Genomic DNA, 20,357 nt, shown 5'->3' with positions numbered 1-20,357 from the left:
GCGGCGGGGGCGGCGGTGGGGGAGCTTCGAGGAGGAGCCGACGTGACGAAGACCGAGGAGTTCCAGGAGCTGCGGCCACTGCTGTTCTCGATCGCCTACCGCATCCTGGGCAGCGTGGCCGAGGCGGAGGACGCGGTCCAGGAGACCTGGCTGCGCTACCAGGCCACCTCCACCCGGCCCGGGTCGGCGAAGGCGTTCCTGTCCACCGTGGTCACCCGGATCTCGATCGACGTGCTGCGCTCGGCCCGCGTACGCCGCGAGGAGTACGTCGGGCCGTGGCTCCCCGAACCGCTGCTGACCGACCCGTACGAGGATCCGGCGCGGTCGGCGGAGCTGGCGGACTCGCTGTCGATGGCGGCCCTGCTCCTGCTGGAGCGGCTGACCCCGCTGGAGCGGGCGGTCTTCGTGTTGCGGGACGTGTTCGCCTTCGGCTTCCCCGAGATCGCGTCGGCCGTGGGGCGGTCGGAGGCGGCGTGCCACCAGCTCGCGGTGCGGGCCCGCCGTCACATGGAGGCCGGGCGTCCCCGGTTCGAGGCCGATCGGAAGGAGCGCGAAAGGCTCGCCGAACGGTTCTTCGGAGCGTTCCGGGAGGGCGATGTCGATGCGCTGACGGAGCTGCTGGCCGCCGACGTCACGATGATCGGTGACAGCGGCGGCAAGGCTCCGCGGTTCCGGCATGTCGTCCTCGGCGCCGACCGGGTGGGCCGGGTGCTCGGGGCGTTCGTGCCGCTGGTCGTCGGGGGCGGCGGCGTCGTGGAGCCGAGGCAGGTGAACGGGCAGCCGGGCGCGATCCTCCGCGACCGGGAGGGCGGGGTCCTCGGCGCGTGGGCGCTCGGCGTGGGCGACGGGCGGCTCTGGACGATCCACACGGTGAACAACCCGGACAAGCTCGGCCACGTCGGCGCCCTCGCGGACGCCTGGGCAGCTCTCCGCGAGGCACGGCGGGCGCGGCGGCCCGCGGGCCTCACGCCTTGACGGCCTCGGCGATCGCCTGGGCCACCTCGGCGGGCGTGAGACGGGTGGTGTTGACGACCTCGGCCTCGGCGTGCAGCCACGTGCGGGCCGCCTCTGCGTAGGGCTCCAGGTACTTCAGGCGGAACGGGGAGTTGGGGCCGAGAACGGTGTCCCGCTCGATCCGGCTTCTCAGCGTCTCCTGGTCGGCGTGGAGGACGAAGTGCCGCACCGGAACGGCGTGCCGGGCGAGACCCGCGCTGATCTCGCGCCAGTACTGCTCGACCAGGACGGTCATCGGCATCACCAGGGTGCCGCCGGTGTAGTCGAGGACGCGGCGGGCGGTCTCCACGACGAGCGGGCGCCACGGCGGCCAGTGCTGGAAGTTGTCCGTCTCGGGCAGCCCCGGCGTGATGTCCATGAGTGTCTCGCCGACCTTCTCGGCGTCGAACACCCGGGAGTCCGGGAGCAGTTGCTGCACGAGTGCGGCGGTCGTCGTCTTGCCTGCCCCGTGGGTGCCGTTGAGCCATACGATCATGGACTCAACGCTAGGGCCCGCGGGTGGGGGGCCGGTGCTGATCGCGTCACGGAACGGGCACGACGGGCCTCGGCTGCTCTACGGCGGCGCTCAAGGGCCGTCGTACTCCCCGAGCGGTCCTTCCAGGTCGGATCGGGGCGTGAGCTCGACGCGGTGCGGCGGGTGCCCTCGTCATCGCGGTCGCCTTCCTGACGGTTCTCAGGCCGACGACTTCGGTTGGCGAACCGGAAAGGGCTGGCCGCCGGGGGCCGCCATGTCGAGAAATCGGCACGCCGGTTCGGGCAGCCCGGCCTCCGGGCCGGACGGTGAGTCCGGCACGAGGCGCCCCACGCGTCGCCCCCGTCACGGGTGGCATGCCGGAGTACAACGGCTGCGCCGAGCCCTGCCCCCGGTGGACGGCCTGCCCCCCGCCGACGGCTCTCGACATGGTGCGCGCCTCGATCGCCACCGCGGCCCGGGCGCGCGGGTACGCACGTGCCGCAGCGGGCGTGCCGGGCCGCGCTGTCAGCCGCCGTGCGTCGTGGCGCGACCTCTCACCGTGGAGTGCGTGCACGATCTGCCGTGGGGCTCCGACCGTGCGGGCGGCAGTCACCGCGGCGGGCCGTCCTGCGGCATGGACCGGCGCCTGCCCCGGTCATCCGGTCACACCGCCGTCAGGGCAGGAACGGGGGCGTCCGAGGGGGCGCGGCCCTCGCGGGAGCCAGGTGCGCGGCGGGGCCGACCGGCGCTCGTGGAGGGGGGCGGGCGCGGTCGGCCGGGTGGGGCCAGTCGGCGGCACCGGTCAGCCGAGTCCCCGCGAGTCCTGCTTGAGGGCCGTGTCCACGGTCAGGGCGGTGGCGACGACGAGGCTCAGCAGCGGGTCGGACAGCTGGCGGTGGATCTGGAGGACGTAGTTGTCGGCCGTGGTGAACATCGTCTTCGCCAGACCTTCCCAGGTCTTGGTGATACGGGCCACCTCGCCGCCGGTGTGGTCCGTGACGCTGAAGTTCCACGCGCGCCAGTTCTCGGCCTGGAGCGCGCCGATCTTCTGGCCACCGGCCTCGATCGAGAAGTGGATCTTGCCGATCGCGTTCTGCTGGACTATCTCGCCCACCGGCTGCCCGTCGGGGCGGGCGACGACCACCCGGGACTTGATGAACTTGGCCGGGCGGGTGAGCATCAGCTGGGGCTGCCCGTGGGCGTCGCGTATCTCCAGCCGGTGCGTCATGAACTGGTCGAAGCTGGTCAGGACACGTGCGACCTTGCGCAGGGTGCTCTGGCCGACCTGGGTGACCGTGCCTATCGTCCGGCCGTGCTGGTCGAAGACGCTGTACTCGTTGGTGACCTCGATCAGCTTGGTCTTCTGGTTCACGACGAGTACGGGCTCGGTGAACAGGGAGCCGCCGCTCACACCGGCGGGTGCGGCGCCGATGCCTGACTGGGCCTGCGGCTGCGCGTAGCCGGGGGCGGCGTGCGGCGGCTGGGACGGGTGTTGCGGCTGGGGGGCCTGCTGGGGCTGGGCCTGGGGGGTGCCTGGCTGCTTTGACGCCGCTCCGGCGTGGGTGTGGTCGGTCCACGTGCTCCCGTCCCACCAGCGGAGCTGGTTCGGGGTGCCCTGTGGATCTGCGTACCAGCCCGCCGGCGTGCTCGGTTGTCCTGTCATGCCGGGCAGGGTACCGGGCGGAACTGACGTCGCGACGAGGAGGAAGGCGTTCACGCCCCGGCGGGCGGTCCGGCGTCGCGACGAGGGCCGTCCCCCACCAACCGCATCATGGCACTGACCTGGGGCGTCGGGTCGCACGGCGGGCTGCCCGGCAGCACGGAGGCGGGGGCGCGGCCGGGCCCGGCCCGGGGCCTTCCTTGGCCGATCGCAAGGGCGGCTGGCCCGCCGCCTCGCCCCCGCTCATCAGACTGTCTTCCTTACCGGCCCAGCTGTGGATAACTTCACACGGACACGCTGGGTAACCGGCAGACTCGACGGCATGAAGACATCGGTGAAGAAGTGGGGCGAAGCCCCCAGGAACGTACCGGCTCCCGCTCCGTCGGTGCCCCTCCCGCGGGCCTGCCCTTCGGACGAGGTCACACGGACCGGATGCGCCGCACCCGGCGGGGCGGAACGGTGTGGGAGGAAGGGGCGGCCCGGAGTGCTGCCGTGCGGCCGGGCTCGGCGCGCCGAGCTGTCGCGGGGCGTCAACCGGCGTCGGGAGACCGTGCGGGAGGGGTCGGGCGAGGACGGTGGGCGGGGCGGGCCGCGGCCCGGGGAGGTGAGGCAGCAGTCGTCGTGATGGGCACGGACGGGGCGGCGGAGGTCGTCGGTGCGACGGGGAACGGCTCGGTAGGCGGCTCGGCCCCGGTGGGTGGGGTCGCGAAGGTGACGGGGGCGTCGAAGGCGGCACGGCGGGCTGCGCGGCGCAGTGTCGTGAGTACGGCAGGGCCGAGGACGGCGATGGCGGCGGCGGTGGTGACGGCCCGTCCGGTGTCCCAACCAAGGGTGGAGGTCATCAGGGTGTAGATGCCGAAGGTGTGCAGGTTGGTGAGGATGCCCGCCTCGGGGTCGATGGACAGTTCGGTGGCGTCGCCGGTGGCGTAGGGCCAGAACCAGAGGTTCATCACCAGGCCGAAGGCGTAGGCGGCCACGACCCCGTAGCAGGAGAGCAGGACGATCTCCGCGCGGCCGTGCGCGCGGCGTGGGAGGAGACCGGCGCCGAGGCCGACCCAGCCCGCCGCCATCATCTGGAACGGGAGCCAGGGCCCGACACCGGCGGTCAGCAGGGCGGAGGCGAAGAGGGAGAGGGTGCCGAGCGCGAAGCCGAAGCCCGGGCCGAAGACCCGCCCGGCCAGGATGAGGAGGAAGAAGACGGTCTCGATACCGGCGGTGCCCGCGCCGAGAGGGCGGAGGGCGGCGTTGACTGCGGCAAGGACGCCGAGGAGGGCGAGGGCCTTCGGGTCGAGGCCGCCCTCCGTGATCTCGGCCAGGACGACGGCGAGCACGACGGGGAGGAGGAGGGCGAAGAGCAGCGGCGCGTGGCCGCTGTGGGCGATGGCCTGGGGTTCGGGTGGGGAGAGGAGTGGCCAGCAGAACATGGCGAGCCCGATGAGGCTGGCCAGGGTCAGGACGACGGCGGTGCGCGGTCCGATCCGCAGGACGTTGACCCGCTGTGTGGTGGCGAGTTGGTTGAGCGCGGGCTGTGCGGGCGTGGCCGGTGTGGTCATGGGCGCGCCTCCACCGGGGTGAGGGCCGCGGCGACCTGGTCGGGGGTCAGCCACGGTTGGGGGCGGAGCACCTTGGCCACCTGGGGGGCGAGCGACGGGGAGGAGCAGACGACGTCCGCGGTGGGGCCGTCGGCCACGGTCTCCCCCTCGGCGAGGACCGTGACGCGGTCGGCGGTGGCGGCGACGAACTCGACGTCGTGCGTCGCGGTGACCACGCTGTGTCCTCGGGCGGCGAGGTCACGGACGACGCGGCCGAAGGCGCGCTTGGCCCGGTAGTCGAGGCCGCGGGTGGGCTCGTCCAGCAGCATGACGGCCGGGGCGGCGGTGAGCTGGATCGCCAGGACCAGGGCGAGCCGCTGGCCCTCCGAGAGGTCGCGCGGGTGACGGTCGCCGGGGACCCCGGGGGCGAGCCGGTCCAGCAGAGCGCGGCAGGTGCCCGGGGCGGCGTCCGATTCCTGGTCGGACTGGGCGCACTCGGCGTCCACCGTCTGGAGATAGAGCAGGTCAGCGGCGCTCTGCGGGACGAGGCCGACCAGTGACCTGGCGCGGTGGGCGGGCAGGTGACCGGGGTCGCCGTCGCTTCCCGAGACGGTGACGGTGCCGGAGCGGCGGGGGCCTGAGCCCTGGAGGGCCCACAGGAGGGAGGACTTGCCCGAGCCGTTGCGGCCCATGAGCGCGGTGACTTCGCCGGTGTGGAGGGTGAGGTCCACCTCGCGCACGGCGACGGTGCGGCCGTAGGTGACGGTGATCCGGCGAGCGGTGAGGAGGGGCTCGGGTTCAGCGGGGCTGTGGCGCGGCGCGGGTGGCCGGTGGTCGGCGAGCCGGGCGCGGAGTGCCGGTGCGTGGCGGCGGGCGTCGCGCACGGACAGGGGCAGCGGGTGCCAGCCCGCGATGCGCCCGAGGTGGACGACGGGTGGGGCGACGTCCGCGTCGGCGAGCGCGGGCATGAGAGCGGCGGGGGTGCCGTCGAGGACGGTGCCGTCGCCGGGGAGATGGAGGAGGCGGTCCGCGTACTGGAGGACGCGTTCCATGCGGTGTTCGGCGATCAGCACCGTGGTGCCGAGGTCGTGGACGAGCCGTAGTACGGCGGCGAGGACTTCCTCGGCGGCGGTCGGGTCGAGGGCGGAGGTGGGTTCGTCGAGGACGAGGACCGGAGGGTGGGCGGTGAGGACGGAGCCGATGGCCACGCGTTGCTGCTGACCGCCGGAGAGGGTGCGCAGGGCGCGGTGGCGCAGGTCCGCGATGCCGAGGAGGTCGAGCGTCTCCTCGACGCGCTTGCGCATCGTCGCGGGTGGGACGGCGAGCTGTTCCATGCCGTAGGCGAGTTCCTCCTCGACGGTGTCGGTGACGAACCCGGCGAGGGGGTCCTGGCCGACGGTGCCGACGAGGTGGGCGAACTCCTGGGGCGGAGCGGACGCGGTGGACCGGTCGGCGACGGACACGGTGCCGGTGAGCAGGCCGCCGGTGAAGCGGGGGACGAGTCCGTTGACGGCGCCCAGGAGTGTGGACTTGCCGACACCGGTGCGTCCCGCGACGAGGCACAGCTCGCCCTCGCCGATACGCAGGTCTACGCCGGTCAGGGTCGGCGTCTGCGCGCCGTGGTACGTGAAGCCGACCTGGTCGAAGCGGATCACGCGGCGGCCTCCTTGTGCTGCGGGTGTGCGGCGGGTGCGGCGGTGTCCGGGGCGGAGGCGGGGGTCGGCGGCCCGGCCGCCGGTGTGGGAGGCGGGGGCGGCGACAGGTAGGCGGGCAGCAGCCCGGCGAGGACGGCGAGCAGCGGGAGGAGCGTGACGTCGGGCCAGCTCAGAGGGGAGAGGGCGGGAAACAGGACGGCGGAGTCGGTCCTGGACGCCGTGTGCATGAGCGCGGCGGCGGTGAGCCCGGCGGCGACGGTGAGCAGTTCCCCGGTGCGCCAGTGGTCGGGGCGGTACCCGGTCCGGCGCACGCCCCGCCCGCCCAGGGCGAAGCCGAGCATCGCGACGGCGGTGCCGGTGAGGAGCATCGGCGGCCCGAGGTAGCCGGGCGCGCCGGTGTCGAGGATGCCGTAGAGCCCGACGGCGATCCCGAGCAGGCCGCCGATGACGAGGGTGCCGACGGTGAGGCGGGCGCGCCCGGTGGCTGGTCCCGTCCGGCCGTAGCCCCGGGACGCCATGGCGGCGGCCAGGGCGAGGGAGCGCGCCAGGGCGTCTTCGAGCACCGGGATGAGGATGCCGCGCAGTGCCCGTCGTCCCCGTTCGCGCGCGCCGCGGAGCCGACGGGCGCGGCGGACGCGCTGCACGCTCTCGATGAGTTGGGGGGCGACGGTGAGGGCGACGACGACGGAGGTCCCGATCTCGTGGAGGGCGCCTGGCATCGCCTTGAGCATGCGCTTGGGGTTGGCGAGGACGTTGGCCGCGCCGACGCAGACGACCATGGTGGCGAGCTGGAGTCCGTCGTAGAGGCCGCCGAGGATCTCCTCGGCGGCGACCGGCCCGAACAGCCGGATGCCCGCCGCCGCGTCGGGGAGGGGGATCTCCGGGAGCGTGAAGAGGATGTGCTCCCCCTGGCCGCCGCCCAGGACGATCCGGAAGGCGACGCGCAGGACCACGATGACGGCGCCGAAGATCAGGTACATCCGGAAGGAGAGCGCCCAGGGCGCGTCCGTGCGGCGGCGCACGACGACGTGTCCGACGACCACGAGGAGCAGGGCGAGCAGGAGGGGGTTGGTCGTCCGTCCCGCCACGACGGCGAGGCCGATCGCCCAGAGCCACCACGCGCCCGGGTGCAGCGCGCGCGGCAGCTGACCGGTCCGGGTCACGCGTCGTCGGCCGGTGAGGCGGCGCGGCGCCTGCGCCGGGCGGTGACGGCGGCCCCCGCGCCGAGCGCGGCGAGCAGCCCGAGGACGGCGAGGGTCAGTGGGGAGGGGCCGGAGGAACCGGCGTCGTCGGCCCGTGTGTCGGTGTAGGCGGTGTCCTCCCCGGCCCATCCGGGCGTTTCCTCGGGAGTGGTGGGGGATGCGCCGCCGGCGTCGGGGTCCTGGCCCGGGGTGGGCTCGGCCGAAGCGGTGGACTCGGGGCGCGGCGTCGTCGGCTCTTCCTCGGGCGTGGGGTCGGGTTCGTCCGGTTCCTCGGGGGCGCCGGACGGCGCGGGGTCGCCGCCCGCGTCCTGGCCCGGGTCGGGGTCGGGTGCCGGGTCCCGCGGAGGCTGCGGTGTGGACGGGGCACCGGGCGCGTCGCCGCCGCCGTCACCTGGCGGCGTGGTGGGCGCGTCCGGTCGCAACGGCGCGACCCCCGGCGCGGCCGACTGCCCCTCACCCATGTCGAGTTGGAACGACCAGCCCTCGATGCTCCCCTGTGGCGGCGTCCGGTTGAGCGCGCCGCGCTGGCTGTAGCGCCACGGTCCGCCGTTCTCCGCGTGCCAGTACGACCAGTACGCGGTGGCGGGCGGTGTGTCGGCGCACGCCTCGCTGTCCGCGCCAGGGCGGCCGTTGATCCGGCAGACGAACGAGTCGCCCCAACGGGCGGTCCCCGCGACGTCGAAGCCCGCGTTGCGCAGCGCGCTCAGGCCGTCCTCCTGGCGGCCGGGGGCGCAGCGGACGACGCGCCCGCCGCCCAGTTCGCGGAAGTCCACGACGACGCTGACGCCCGAGTCGCCCGGGCAGAAGCCGGGTGTCCCGGCCGCCGAGGGCCGCGCCGCCAGGGGGCCGCCCCCGGCGGTCGCGGGGAGGGGCAGCAGCAGGTGGAGCACCGCGACGAGCACGCCGACGACGACGGCTCTGACGGTGGCGCGGGACATCGCGTGCCTTTCCCGTTGGGCAGCCGGGGCGGCCCGGGTGCCCTGGCACGGCGGGCCCCTGACGCGTCGTCGTACGGGAGGTACGAGGCGCCAGGGGCCGACTGGCCGGGTGGCCGAGGGCTCCGCGCTGCAATCCATGACAGTGAGAGAAGTCCGCGTCGCACGGTGAGTGTCCCGACTCGCGGCGCCCGTCCGGGCAGCCGCTCACGGTTGCAGGTCAGCGCCGGACTCGCACCGGCTTCCCTCCCCCGTACACGCATTCAGTTGTGGGGAGCCCACCCGGACATACAGGCGAACTCCGCACAAGAATACGGCCGTACGCGCCGCCCCGGCCAGAGCGCTGCCCCGCGCCCGCCGCCGGTCAGCTCCCCGGGGTCACCGGGTGCCCGAGGCGGAAGGTGTTCCCCGGGTCCCAGGCGGCCTTGAGCGCGCCGAGCCGGTCGTACGTCCCCGCCTCGTACGCGGTCCGCACGGCGTCGGGCGCGGCGAGGCGCCCCGACCCCATGAAGGTGAGGAACCGTCCGAGCGTCCGCGGCGCCACCGCGTCCAGGACCGCGCGGTGCGCCTGCCCCGCCACCTCCTCGGTCGCGGGGCTCACGCGCGAGAGGACGCCGAGCGACCAGGCGGCCGTACGGTGCCCGACCGCGCTCGGGGCCGCGCCCGGCCGGGCCAGGGCGCCGCCCAGGTGGCGCAGTTCGGTGATGACGGGCAGCGGCGCCTCTGGGCCGGCGAGCCGGGTCACGGCGGCGACGTCCGCCTCCTCCAGGCCGTCGAGCAGGGCGATGTCGCCGTTCCACGGCATCGGCGTGGGGGGATCGTTGTGGATCGACCCCGCGGCGGTGTAGGGCAGTTCGGCCAGGGAGTCGATGAGCAGGGGGCCGAGCGCGCGCAGCGGGGCGACGAGACGTTCCCCCGCGGCCGGTTCGCCGACGAACGCGATGCGGATGTGGGCCACGTACCGCCCGCGCAGCGGCTCGGGCAGCCCGGGGACGTCGGGCAGCGGCACGAGGGCGAGCGACGAGTTCATCTCCTCGGGCACGTCGCCCGTCCACCGCCGGTAGGCGTCCGTGAGCGCCGCGGCCCGGCCGGGCGCGGAGGCGTCGAGGTACAGCCCGCCGCCCCACAGGGTGGACAGGCGCAGCAGCTCGATGTCGAGGGCGGTGACGACGCCGAAGTTGTCCCGCGCGCCGCGCAGGGCCCAGAACAGGTCGGGTTCGCTGCCGGGCGTGACGTGCCGTGCGCGGCCGTCAGGCGTCACGACGTCGATCGCGCGCACGCGGTCGGCGGCCCAGCCGTAGGTGCGGCCGAGCAGCGGCATGCCGCCGCCGAGCGTGTAGCCGACGACGCCTACACCCGGGGCCGAGCCGCTGAGCGGCGCGAGCCCGTACGGCGCGGCGGCCTCGGCGACCTCGGCCCAGCGCACACCGGCCTCCACGCGGGCGGCGCCGCGCTCGGGATCGACGCGGACGCCGGTCATGCGCCGCGTCGTGATGAGCACGGCGCCGTCCGCGGCGACGCCCGCGCCGTGCCCGGTGGAGCGGACGGCGACCGGCAGCCCGGCGTCCCTGGCGTACGCGACGGCCGCGCGGACGTCGTCAGGACCCGTCGCGCCGACGACGACGGCGGGCCGGTCGTCCACGGCGGAGTTGAACCCGGCGCGTTCGGCGTCGTAGCCCTCCTCCCCCGGGGTCAGGACGGGCCCGGCGACGCGGGCGCGGAGTGCGGGGACGGCATCGTTCATGAGCGGTTCACGGCCTTTCACTGGTGGTGGAACTGGGACCAGCGTCCCCGCGAAACCTGACAGTTCCCGTCAGCTTTGTGTACGGCATCCTGGTGGCGTGAAGTCCGACCGTCTGCTGTCCGTCCTCCTGCTGCTCCAGACCCGGGGGCAGGTGTCCGCCGCCGAGCTGGCGCGGCGCCTTGAGGTCTCCGTACGGACGATCTACCGCGACGTCGCGTCCCTGTCGGCCGCCGGTGTGCCGGTGTACGCGGAGCGCGGACGGCACGGCGGCATCGCGCTGCTCCCCGGCTACCGCACCGACGTGACGGGGCTGACGCAGGACGAGGCGCGCGCCCTGTTCGTCCTGACGGCCGGGCGGACGCACGCGGCCCTCGGCCTCGACCACGCGCTCGGCTCGGCGCTGCGCAAGGTGATGGCGGCCCTGCCCGGCCCCCACCGGCCCGCCGCCGAGCTGACCAGCAGGCGCATCCTCGTCGATCCCGAGCGCTGGCTGGGAGGGCGCAGCGACGACGAGGCGGATCTCGGGGCGCTGCTCGACGCGGTCTTCGCCGACCGGCGGCTGCGGATCCGCTACCAGCACAGCGGTACGGCGGAGGCCGTCACGTACACGGTCGATCCGTACGGCCTCGTGGCCAAGGCGGGCGTGTGGTACCTGGTCGCCGACCGGCGGCGGCGTGCGCGCCTGTTCCGCGCGGACCGTGTGCGGGCGGCGAGGGTGCTGGACGCCCCGGTGCAGCGCCGGGTGGGCGTGGAGCTGGCCGACGCGTGGGAGGGGTTGCGTCGCCGCGTGGAGGAACGTCACGCCGCCCTGCGGGTGCGTGCCCGGGTGCGGCACTCGCGCGTGGACCTGTTCCTGCGGATCGCCGCGGCCTGGGTGACCGAGCGGCCGGAGGCCCCGGACGAGGACGGCTGGTGCGCGGTGTCGCTGGCGTACGAGGCGCCCGGCGCGATCCGGCAGCTCCTCCAGTTCGGCCCGGAGGTCGAGGTCCTCGACCCGCCCGAGGCGCGGCGGCTGCTGGCGGACGCCGCGGCTGCCGTGACCGCGCTCTACGGGGACACGGCCCCCGACGCGCGCGAGCCGGTCGTCACCCGATGCGCAGACTCCAGCGCCCCCGCCCCCCGGTCAGGCTGACGACCGACAGCGGATGGACCTCGGTGCGCCAGTACGACTGCGGTGGCGCGCCGAGCGCGTAGAGCATGGCCGCCCGGATGACGGACGACTCGGCGACGGCGACGACGTGCCCGTCGTGGTCGATCGGGCGCGTGTCGAGCCAGCCGCCGACGCGGGAGACGAACGAGAGCAGCGGCTCGCCGCCGTGCGGTGCGGAACGGGGGTCGGCGAACCACGCCTCGACGGCGGCGGGCTCGCGTCCCGTGGCCTCGCGCAGGGTGAGGCCGCGCCAGCGGCCCATGTCGCACTCACGCAGCGCGGGCTGGGCGAGCGGGGCGAGGCCCAGGGCGTCGCCCGTCTGGCGGCTGGCCGGGGTCGGGGAGCAGTAGCGCAGCTCGGCGGCGGTCAGGGGGACGAGCGCGGGGATGGCGCGTTCGAGTACCTGCCAGGCCGTGATGTCGAGCGGGCGGTCGTCGCCGAAGGGGGTGTCGAGCAGGGGTGCACTGCGGGCAGCGGCGATGAGCGTGACCAGCATGGACGGATCGTACGAGCATTCGATGAAGGCGACTACAGCGCTGACGTAAAACTCGCGCAAGTTCTCGCACACACCGTGTGACCTGCGCGTACACGGGCCACGGTCCCCGCCCGTCACCCTCCTGGGGGCGGCGCACTCGCCGCGGGAGCCTCGGCGCGGTGCACTGGACGGGGGCCTGCGCGCGCACGTGCGCCCGTCGCACCGGAGGCGTCGTGACGAGTGGCAGGGGCCGCAACAGACCGGCCGACCTGCTGCGGGTGACCGCGATCGGCGCCGTGGTCGTCGGGCACTGGCTGCTGACGGACGTCACGTACCACGACGGCCGCCTCTCCGGCCGGGACGCGCTGCGGTACGTGGGCTGGGCGCCGTGGGTGACGCTGGTGCTCCAGGTCATGCCGGTGTTCTTCGTGGTGGGCGGCTACGCGAACGCCGTCTCGTGGTCGGCGCGGCGGCAGCGAGGTGAACGCGGGGCGGCGTGGGTGCGCGTCCGTGTGCTGGGGCTGCTGTGGCCGACGGCCGTCTATGTCGTGGTCGCCATGGGGGTCGTCTGCGTGGTGGCGGCCACGGGGGTGGCGCAGCGGGACGAACTGAGGCAGGCGGGCTGGTTCGTCGCGCTGCACCTGTGGTTCCTGCCGGTGTACCTGGTGCTGATCGCGCTCACCCCGGCGCTGTACGCGCTGCATCTGCGGTGGGGGCTGCGCTTCGCGGCGCTGGTGGCGGGGGTCGCGGTGGTGGTGGACGTCCTGGTGGTGGGCCCCGGGGTGCCCGTGGTGGGCGGCGCCAACTACCTCCTGGTGTGGGGGGCGATGTACCTGTGGGGTTTCGCGTGGCACGACGGGTCACTGACGCGTCCCCGCGCACGGTGCGCGGCGCTGGGCGCGGGAGGCGTCGCACTGCTGACGGCGCTGCTGGTCTGGGGGCCGTTCCCTGTGGCGATGATCGGTGCGGGCACCCGGGTGGAGAACACGTCCCCGCCGTCCGTTGCACTGCTGGCGTTCGCCGCCGCGCAGACCGGTCTGCTGCTGACGGCCGAGCCCGCGCTGGCCCGGCTCCTCACCCGGCCTGTCCTCTGGCGCCGCGTCTCCCGCGCCAACACGGCTGTGATGACGCTGTACCTGTGGCACATGGCCCCGGTGATCGCCGTCGCGGTGGCGCTCTACCCGGCCGGGATCGTGCCGCAGCCGTCCATCGGCTCGGGTGCGTGGCTGGCCCTGCGTGTCGGCTGGGTCGCGCTACTGGCCGTACTGCTGCTGCCGCTTGTACGCGTCGTGCTGTGGGCGGAACGCCCCCTGCGACATCTGCCCCCAGGGATCGGCACGCTACGGCGCCGATCCCCCGTGCTGCTCGCTGTGGGCACGGCCGTGGCGGCGGGCGCGCTGGCGCGTTTCGCAGCCGTGGGGTTCGCGCCGGGCGGGCATCCGGCCTGGCCTGTCCTGCTGCTGTTCGCCGGTGGCCTGCTGCTGGTGCTGTTCTCGGGCAGGGACGCGCCGCCGGGCTCAGCCGACAGATGATGGCCGCACGTCAGGTGGCGTCGGGCAGGCGGAGCCGCGTGTGGAAGCCGCCGTGCGGCAGAAGCGGCGGGGTCACGCCCGGAGGCGTCCCGGTGGCCAGCGCAGCGCCTCGCGCCGCAGCCGCAGTTCGCGGGCGACCGCCTTGAGGTGGCGCGGCCAGGAGAGTCCGCCGACGAGGTCGAGCGCTGCTTCCTGGAGCGGACGCGCGACGAAGAAGCTCTCGACGGTCTGGATGGCGCGCAGCCGCTCGGCGACCGGTCCGCATGTGGCGACGGCGCCGACGCGGAAGCTGGGCGAGGTGGCCTTGGCGAGCGAGCGGATGTGGACGACGGTGCCCTCGGGGTCGTCGGCGGCCAGCGGGGGCGGGGCGTACTCGTGGGTGAGCAGGCGCGCGTAGTCGTCCTCGACGACGAATGCACCCGCCGCTCGCGGCGAACGCCCGCTGGAGCGGATCGGGCAGGATGCCCTGAGCGTCCACCGGCACGGGGACGGGCCGCAGGCCGGACGCGCGGGCGACGGCCAGCGTGCCCGGATAGACCGGTGACTCCACGAGGGCGGGGTGCACCTGGGGACGCGAGGGCGCGCAGCTCTGCGAGCCCTTCGACCGGGGGCCGGTCCCAGGCGCCGGGCCGCCGTCCGGCGAGGGCATGTTCGGGCCGCAGCGCCGCCGGGAGGTGACCGCCGCTCAGCTCGACGGCCCCGGCGGGCGGTGACGCGAGGGTGGCGAGGACGCCGTCCGCGTCGATGGAGCGGGGGATCTCGCCCGTCCGCTCCGCCGTCAGCGTCACCTGCCCGTGCCTGCCTGCACGCCGTACGCGCGAGGCCGCCGCGGCGGCGGCCGGGTCGGTCACGGGCTTCCCCTTGCTGAGCACGCTGGCGCTCCGGACCCCCGACACCTCCCACGCCGCCGCCCTCGTGGGACTCCTGCCACTGGCCACGGTCGGCTACGCGACGGCGCGCGCCCACCACCGCCCCTCCCCCGCCTTCTGGGTCGCGGCCGTGGCGGGCGCGGCGCTGGTGGTCGGCTTCACCGCCGCGCAGAGCGGGGGCACGCCGACCACCGGCGACCTGTACCTGTTCTGCGGCGTTGTCATCCGCGCCGCCGCGTACGGTGAGGGCGCCCGGCTGACCCGGGAACTCCCCGGCTGGCAGGTCAACGCATGGGCGCTGCTGCTGAGTCTCCCGCGCGCCGTGGTCGGCGTGCTGTGGCTGGTCGTAGGAGCGAGCATCGTTGGGCTGGCCCTCTGGCACCGCGGGCTGGCCCTCGCGTGCATCACCCGCGCGAGTCAGCTCCAACTCGCCCAGCCCCTGCTCACCCTGCTGTGGTCGGTCCTCCTGCGCGGCGAAAACCCTCCAGCCTCCACCCTGGGCCTGGTACTGGGCGTCCCGTTCTGCATCGCCGACACCCAGCGCGCACGCGACTGACGGGCAGCCGCGTACGCGTCGTCACGCACGCGGCCGGTAGTGGTCCTCGTAGACGCGGCTCAGCGCACCGATCGGGTCGGAGGCGACGTGCTTGGCCGAGTAGAAGACGTTGCCGCTCACCTGGGGATGGTCGGCGCACAGCGTCAGGTGGCGCGACAGCTCCGCCGGGTCCTGCCACGCGGCGCCCTGCGCCGGGTCGCCCGCCTTGTAGGCGGCCTCGCCGATCCACAGCTCGACGCCGGTGCCGTCCGCCACGTCCGACCACCACTCCACGAGCGTCGCGTAGTCCGCCGCCTCGTTGCCGATGTGCCAGTACACCTGCGGCACGACGTAGTCGATCCAGCCTTCGAGGACCCAGGTGCGCACGTCCGCGTACAGGTCGTCGTACGTCTGCACCCCGCCGCGCGTGTCAGAACCCCGCGGATCCGTCGAGCTGTTGCGCCACACGGCGAACGGGCTGACGCCGAACGCCGCGCCCGGCCTGATCTCCTGGACCCGCGCCGCCATCTCCCGCACGAGCAGGTCGATGTTGTGGCGCCGCCAGTCACCCCGGTCGGTGAACCCGCCGCCGTGCTCGGCGAACGTGGCGTCGTCGTCGAACTCCTCGCCCGCGACCGGGTAGGGGTAGAAGTAGTCGTCCCAGTGCACGCCGTCGATCGCGTACCGTTCGACCGCGTCCGCCATCGCGTCCTGCACGAAGGCCCGCACCGCCGGGATGCCCGGGTCGTAGTACAGCCGCCCGCCGTACCGCACGGTCCACCCCGGGTTCTCGCGCGCCGGATGCCCGGCCGCCAGCCGCGCCGGATCGTCGTGGAACGCGACGCGGTACGGGTTGAACCACGCGTGCAGGCGCAGCCCTCGGGCGTGCGCCTCGGTCACCGCGTACCCCAGCGGGTCCCAGCCGGGGTCGCGCCCCTGCACGCCGGTGAGCCACTCCGACCACGGCTCGTGCGGCGAGGGCCAGAAGGCGTCGGCGGTCGGACGCACCTGGAGCACCACGGTGTTGAGCCCCCTGGCGACCGCCGCGTCCAGCAGCGCGTCCAGTTCCGCCTGTGCCGCGTCGGCCGACAGGCCGGTGGAGCGCGGCCAGTCGATGTTCGTGACGGTGGCGATCCACATGCCGCGGGTCTGGTCCACGGCGGGTGCCGCGCCGCGCGCGTCCGCCGTGACCGGCCGCCGCAACCGGTCGGCCGCCTCCGCCTGATGGAGCGTCAGCAGTCCGGTCACGGTGCCGATGGCCGAGAAGCCGAGACTGCGACGCGTGAAGTGGCGCATCACTTCCCCCTGTCAATCCATGAGGTGACGTGTACTCCGCACAGCGTGACGGACTTGCCCGCGTCCTACCCGGGTGACACACCTCTCAAGGCGAGGACATCCTCCCGACCGGCCGGGCACGCCCCGGCTCCCCCCGCCCGCGCGCCGGGGGTACGGTCTCCTGCAAGGACGAACGGGACGAACAGCGAAGGGGCACACCTGTGGACGGCCTGGGGAACGGCCAGGGGAACACCCCGGCGGACGGGATCACGCGCGTCGGCGTCGTCGGCTGCGGTCAGATGGGCGCGGGCATCGCGGAGGTGTGCGCGCGGGCGGGACTCGACGTCCGTGTCGCCGAGACGACGGGCGAGGCGCTGGAACTGGGCCGCACGCGGCTGGTCAACTCCCTGGGCCGCGCGGTCGAGCGCGGCAAGGCGACGGCGGCGCAGCGCGACGCGGCCCTGGAGCGGCTGTCGTTCACCACGGACCTCGGCGAGTTCGCGGACCGTGACCTGGTCGTCGAGGCGGTGGTGGAGAACGAGCAGGTGAAGACGGAGATCTTCCACGTCCTCGACCAGGTCGTGACCCGCCCCGACGCGATCCTCGCCTCCAACACCTCCGCGATCCCGCTGGTCAACCTGGCCGTCGCGACGAGCCGCCCCGCACAGGTGCTCGGCGTCCACTTCTTCAACCCGGCGCAGGTCCAGCGGCTGGTGGAGCTGGTGCCCGCGCTCACGACGTCGGAGGAGACCGTGGAGCGGGCGGAGCGGCTCGTGACGGAGGTGCTGGGCAAGCACGCGATCCGGGCACAGGACCGGTCGGGCTTCGTGGTGAACGGGCTGCTCGTCCCCTATCTGCTCTCCGCGGTGCGGATGTTCGAGGCGGGGGCGGCGAGCCGGGACGACATCGACCGGGGCATGGAGCTGGGCTGCGCCCATCCGCAGGGCCCGCTGAAGCTCGCGGACCTGATCGGGCTCGACACGGTCGCGTCCATCGCCGAGTCGATGTACCAGGAGCACAAGGAGCCGCTGTACGCGCCGCCGCCGCTCCTGCTGCGGATGGTCGCCGCGGGGCACCTGGGCCGGAAGTCGGGCGCGGGCTTCTACGCGTACCCCTGACGGCGCGCGGGCGGTCAGGCTCGCGCCGTCAGGAGGCCCGGCGCCGCGTGGCGGACTTCTTCTCGGCGGTCTTCTTGGCGGGGGCCTTCTTCGCCGCGGCCTTCCTGGTCCCCGACTTCGCGGCCCCCGACTTCCCTGCCGCCGTCTTCTTCGCGGCACCCTTCTTCGCGGGCGCGCGCTTCCGCGCGGGCTTCCCCTCGTCCTCGCCGTCCCCGCCCCCCTCGCCGCCGATCGGGTGCACCGTCGCGTCCTCCCCGGCCCCGGCCCCGTCGTCGTCCTCGCCGCGCCCGGCGCGCGCCGTGCGGACGCTGTCCTCCAGCGCCGCCATCAGGTCCACGACCTTGCCGCGTCCGCCCTCGGCCTCCTTCGCCTGCTCCGGTTCGACACCGGCCAGCTTGGCGTCCGCCAGCGTCTCGACGGCCTCGCGGTACTCGTCGTGCAGGCTCGCCATGTCCACCTCGCCGAGGGTGTCCATGAGGGTGTCGGCGAGGTCCAGTTCGGCGTCCCGCACGGTGACCCGCTCGGTCGGCGCGAGGCCGGACGCCGAGCGGATCTCGTCGGGCCACAGCAGGGTGTGCATGCCGAGCACCTCGTCGTCCAGGGCACGGACCAGCGCCAGCGTCTCCCGGCCGCGCATCGCCAGCTTGGCGATCGCGCCCTTGTCCGCGCGGCGCAGGGCCTCGCGCAGGAGGACGTACGGCTTGGCCGCGCCCGTGTCCGCCGTCAGGTAGTACGACTTGTCGAGCTGGTACGGGTCGATGCTGCCGACCGGCACGAACCCGAGGATCTCCACGGTCCGCGCGCTGGGCAGCGGCAGCAGGGCGAGGTCGTCGTCGGTGAGCTGGACGAGCGAACCGTCCGCCGTGACGTAGCCCTTGCCGATCTCCTCGCCCGAGACCTCCTCGCCGTCGAGTTCGCAGACCTTGCGGTACCGGATGCGGCCCTCGTCGGCGGTGTGGATCTGGCGGAAGGAGACCGCGTGGTTCTCGGTGGCGCTGACGACCTTGACGGGGATGGTGACCAGACCGAAGGAGATGGCACCCTTCCAGATGGTTCGCAACGTTCACCCCTTTCGTGCACTCTCAGGGTATGCCTGTCGTCACGGTCGAGGGCCGCCGTCTGCCGCTGTCCAACCTCGACAAGGTGCTCTATCCGGACGGCACCACCAAGGGCGAGGTGCTGCACCACTACGCCTCGCACGGCGCCGTGCTCCTCCCCCATCTGAGGGACCGGCCGCTGAGCCTGCTGCGCTACCCGGACGGCCCGCGGGGGCAGCGTTTCTTCACGAAGAACGTCCCGCCAGGCACCCCCGACTGGGTGAACACCACGGAGGTCCCCCGCTCGGGGGGCGGGACGCTGCGGCAGCTCATGGTCCAGGACCTGCCCGCCCTCGTGTGGGTGGCGAACCTGGTCGCCGAGCTGCACACGCCGCAGTGGCGGACGCCCGCGCCGGGGACGGCGGACCGGCTCGTGTTCGACCTCGACCCCGGCGCGCCCGCGACGGTCGTGGAGTGCTGCCGCGTCGCGCTGTGGCTGCGCGACCGGCTCGCGGCGGACGGCCTCACCGCGTACGTCAAGACGTCGGGCTCGAAGGGGCTGCACCTGCTGTGCGCGCTGCGCCCCGTGCCCTCGGAACGGGCGTCGGCGTACGCGAAGGGTGTCGCCGTCGAGGCGGCGGCCGGGCTGCCAGGACTGGCCATCGCCGTCATGGCCAAGCAGGAGCGACCGGGGAAGGTCTTCATCGACCACAGCCAGAACGCCGCGCGCAAGACGACGGCCGCCCCGTACACGCTGCGGGCACGGCCCACGGCGACGGTCTCCGCCCCGCTGACCTGGGAGGAGGTCGCCGACTGCACGGACCCTGCGGAGCTGGACGTCCGGCTGCCCGACCTGCCCGCCAGGCTCTCCCGGTACGGCGACCTGATGCGCCCCCTCACCACCCGCGCCGCGGCCCGGCCCTTGCCGTGACCCGTCGCTGTCAGTGCGTGTTCGTAGAGTGACGCCATGACTTCCTCGCCACAGCTCGGGACGATCGGACCGGAGAACGTCGATGCCGCCCGCCGGTTGACGGCGTGCCCGCACAGTCCGCACCACGCCTTCCGCGGCTGCATACGGCGGGTGCCTGACGCCCGTTCCGCGTCCACGCGCGTGAGGCGGCGCGGCGGCAGCGGGGGCCGGGCCGGGCGCGCGGCCCCGACCCCCTGCCCCCGTCCGCCCCCGCGTCACCTCGCCGCGGGGCACGGGCTAGACGAGCTGCGGGGCTCCGGTGAGCTGCACGCTGCGCTCCCACAGGCGCTCACGCGCCGCGGCGTCGTACGCCTGCTCGTTCGCCCGCACGTCCTCTGTGCGGTCGAAGAAATGCCCCGTCACCCCGGCCACCTCGTCCCCGACGGCGAGGCGGCGCGTGGCCGCGACACCCGACTCCACGCTGTCCACGCTGCGCCCGATCCAGTCACGCACCAGCTTGGTCGGCATGTACGTGCCGGGGTGCAGGCTGGTGAACGTGACCTCGTCGGCGGGCACCCGCGCGGCGAGGTGGAAGCCGGTCATGATCTGGGCCAGCTTGCTCTGCCGGTAGGCGCGTGCCCCCTCGTACCCGTCCTCCAGCATGAGGTCGTCGAAGTCGAGCGCGTGCTGCCCGAGCGAGGCGACGTTGACCACGCGCGCGGGGGCCGAGTCCCGCAGCAGCGGCAGGAGTTCGAGGGTGAGGAGGAATCCGGCCAGGTGGTTCACCGCGAAGCGCAGCTCGTGGCCGTCCACGCTGGTACGGCGGGTCACGCCGTCGGGCTCGCCGCCGCCGATGCCCGCGTTGTTCACCAGCACGTCGAGACGGCCGGTGCCCGCCCGCACCTCCTCGGCCATCCGGCGGACCTGGCCGAGGTCCGCGAAGTCCGCGAGGACCGTACGGGGCCGGGGCGCGCCGAGCCCGGCGACCTCGGCCGCGAGCCGGTCGAGCCGCCCCCTGTCCCGGCCGTGCAGGACGAGGCGGAAGCCGTCGGCCGCGAGGTCGAGCGCCAGGGCTCTCCCGAGGCCGTCGGTGGCGCCGGTGATCAGGATGGTGCGGGACTCGGTCATGGGCGGACCCTCCGGGACGCGCGGGTGAACGGTCGGACGTACGGCCTGCGGCCTGCGGCCCGCGGGCGAGACGGCGTCGGCTCCCCCGGGCGTACGGGCGCGGACAGGGCCACGGCCACGGAGGTCACTCTA

Annotated in this window: 17 protein-coding genes, 1 pseudogene and 1 riboswitch; of the genes and pseudogenes, 6 read left to right on the top strand and 12 right to left on the bottom strand. The window is 74.4% G+C overall.

Annotated elements, in window-relative coordinates:
- Positions 1-42: 42 nt before the first annotated feature.
- Positions 43-975: an RNA polymerase sigma-70 factor gene (locus tag IF27_RS18395; RefSeq protein WP_052850749.1), complete on the top strand. Its 933-nt coding sequence runs from the start codon at positions 43-45 to the stop codon at positions 973-975.
- Here IF27_RS18395 and IF27_RS18390 read toward each other — a convergent pair.
- The 7 genes from IF27_RS18390 to IF27_RS18360 all read right to left on the bottom strand — a co-directional run bounded on the left by IF27_RS18390 (position 965) and on the right by IF27_RS18360 (position 10,196).
- Positions 965-1,489, bottom strand: coding sequence for an AAA family ATPase (locus IF27_RS18390; RefSeq protein ID WP_052850748.1), 525 nt, complete (start codon positions 1,487-1,489; stop codon positions 965-967). The two genes, IF27_RS18395 and IF27_RS18390, sit on opposite strands and share 11 nt — an antisense overlap.
- A gap of 781 nt (positions 1,490-2,270) precedes the next feature.
- A complete protein-coding gene (locus IF27_RS18385) occupies positions 2,271-3,131 on the bottom strand; it encodes an LURP-one-related family protein (RefSeq protein ID WP_052850880.1) in 861 nt (286 codons plus the stop codon).
- 527 nt (positions 3,132-3,658) lie between these two features.
- Positions 3,659-4,681 (bottom strand): ECF transporter S component, encoded by a 1,023-nt coding sequence (locus IF27_RS18380; protein WP_110946027.1) that lies wholly within the window; start codon positions 4,679-4,681, stop codon positions 3,659-3,661.
- Complete coding sequence (locus IF27_RS18375; protein WP_052850747.1) at positions 4,678-6,315, bottom strand: ABC transporter ATP-binding protein; 1,638 nt, start codon at positions 6,313-6,315, stop codon at positions 4,678-4,680. Before IF27_RS18375 ends, IF27_RS18380 begins: the two co-directional genes overlap by 4 nt.
- The gene (locus tag IF27_RS18370; RefSeq protein ID WP_223291102.1) at positions 6,312-7,478 is read right to left on the bottom strand and encodes a CbiQ family ECF transporter T component; all 1,167 of its coding nucleotides are present in this window, start codon (positions 7,476-7,478) and stop codon (positions 6,312-6,314) included. The genes IF27_RS18375 and IF27_RS18370 overlap by 4 nt, the downstream gene beginning before the upstream one ends.
- Positions 7,475-8,455 (bottom strand): hypothetical protein, encoded by a 981-nt coding sequence (locus IF27_RS31600; RefSeq protein WP_052850746.1) that lies wholly within the window; start codon positions 8,453-8,455, stop codon positions 7,475-7,477. Before IF27_RS31600 ends, IF27_RS18370 begins: the two co-directional genes overlap by 4 nt.
- A 147-nt stretch (positions 8,456-8,602) precedes the next feature.
- Positions 8,603-8,722: riboswitch (cobalamin riboswitch) on the bottom strand.
- 94 nt (positions 8,723-8,816) lie between these two features.
- Complete coding sequence (locus tag IF27_RS18360) at positions 8,817-10,196, bottom strand: FAD-binding oxidoreductase (protein ID WP_052850745.1); 1,380 nt, start codon at positions 10,194-10,196, stop codon at positions 8,817-8,819.
- Between the two features lie 97 nt (positions 10,197-10,293).
- Between IF27_RS18360 and IF27_RS18355 the strand changes: the two genes are divergently transcribed.
- Positions 10,294-11,328: a helix-turn-helix transcriptional regulator gene (locus IF27_RS18355; RefSeq protein WP_052850744.1), complete on the top strand. Its 1,035-nt coding sequence runs from the start codon at positions 10,294-10,296 to the stop codon at positions 11,326-11,328.
- Here the strand turns inward: IF27_RS18355 and IF27_RS18350 are convergent.
- Entirely contained in the window at positions 11,282-11,842 is a 561-nt protein-coding gene (locus IF27_RS18350; protein ID WP_052850743.1) for a histidine phosphatase family protein, read from the bottom strand. The genes IF27_RS18355 and IF27_RS18350 overlap by 47 nt on opposite strands.
- Before the next feature lie 212 nt (positions 11,843-12,054).
- Between IF27_RS18350 and IF27_RS18345 the strand changes: the two genes are divergently transcribed.
- A complete protein-coding gene (locus tag IF27_RS18345) occupies positions 12,055-13,353 on the top strand; it encodes an acyltransferase family protein (protein WP_052850742.1) in 1,299 nt (432 codons plus the stop codon).
- Between the two features lie 13 nt (positions 13,354-13,366).
- Here the strand turns inward: IF27_RS18345 and IF27_RS31595 are convergent.
- Positions 13,367-14,249: pseudogene (locus IF27_RS31595) on the bottom strand (aminotransferase-like domain-containing protein); the annotation flags it as partial.
- Positions 14,250-14,268: 19 nt separating this feature from the next.
- On the opposite strand from IF27_RS31595, the gene IF27_RS18340 reads away from it, so the two are divergent.
- Entirely contained in the window at positions 14,269-14,778 is a 510-nt protein-coding gene (locus tag IF27_RS18340; RefSeq protein WP_420822027.1) for a hypothetical protein, read from the top strand.
- A gap of 21 nt (positions 14,779-14,799) precedes the next feature.
- Here the strand turns inward: IF27_RS18340 and IF27_RS18335 are convergent, their stop codons facing one another.
- Complete coding sequence (locus IF27_RS18335) at positions 14,800-16,053, bottom strand: glycoside hydrolase family 10-like protein (RefSeq protein ID WP_052850740.1); 1,254 nt, start codon at positions 16,051-16,053, stop codon at positions 14,800-14,802.
- 200 nt (positions 16,054-16,253) lie between these two features.
- Between IF27_RS18335 and IF27_RS18330 the strand changes: the two genes are divergently transcribed.
- A complete protein-coding gene (locus tag IF27_RS18330) occupies positions 16,254-17,150 on the top strand; it encodes a 3-hydroxybutyryl-CoA dehydrogenase (protein WP_223291101.1) in 897 nt (298 codons plus the stop codon).
- Positions 17,151-17,178: 28 nt separating this feature from the next.
- Here IF27_RS18330 and ku read toward each other — a convergent pair whose 3' ends face one another.
- Positions 17,179-18,210, bottom strand: a complete 1,032-nt coding sequence (gene ku, locus IF27_RS18325; RefSeq protein ID WP_052850739.1) for a non-homologous end joining protein Ku — start codon at positions 18,208-18,210, stop codon at positions 17,179-17,181.
- Positions 18,211-18,239: 29 nt separating this feature from the next.
- Between ku and ligD the strand changes: the two genes are divergently transcribed.
- On the top strand, positions 18,240-19,118 hold the full coding sequence (gene ligD, locus IF27_RS18320; RefSeq protein ID WP_052850738.1) for a non-homologous end-joining DNA ligase: 879 nt from the start codon (positions 18,240-18,242) through the stop codon (positions 19,116-19,118).
- A 276-nt stretch (positions 19,119-19,394) separates the two neighbouring features.
- Here the strand turns inward: ligD and IF27_RS18315 are convergent, their stop codons facing one another.
- The gene (locus IF27_RS18315) at positions 19,395-20,225 is read right to left on the bottom strand and encodes an SDR family NAD(P)-dependent oxidoreductase (RefSeq protein ID WP_052850737.1); all 831 of its coding nucleotides are present in this window, start codon (positions 20,223-20,225) and stop codon (positions 19,395-19,397) included.
- Between the last annotated feature and the right edge of the window lie 132 nt (positions 20,226-20,357).

It is taken from the genome of Streptomyces avicenniae (assembly GCF_000719135.1).
GTDB lineage: Bacteria > Actinomycetota > Actinomycetes > Streptomycetales > Streptomycetaceae > Streptomyces > Streptomyces avicenniae.
This window is presented reverse-complemented; position numbering and strand designations above follow the sequence as displayed.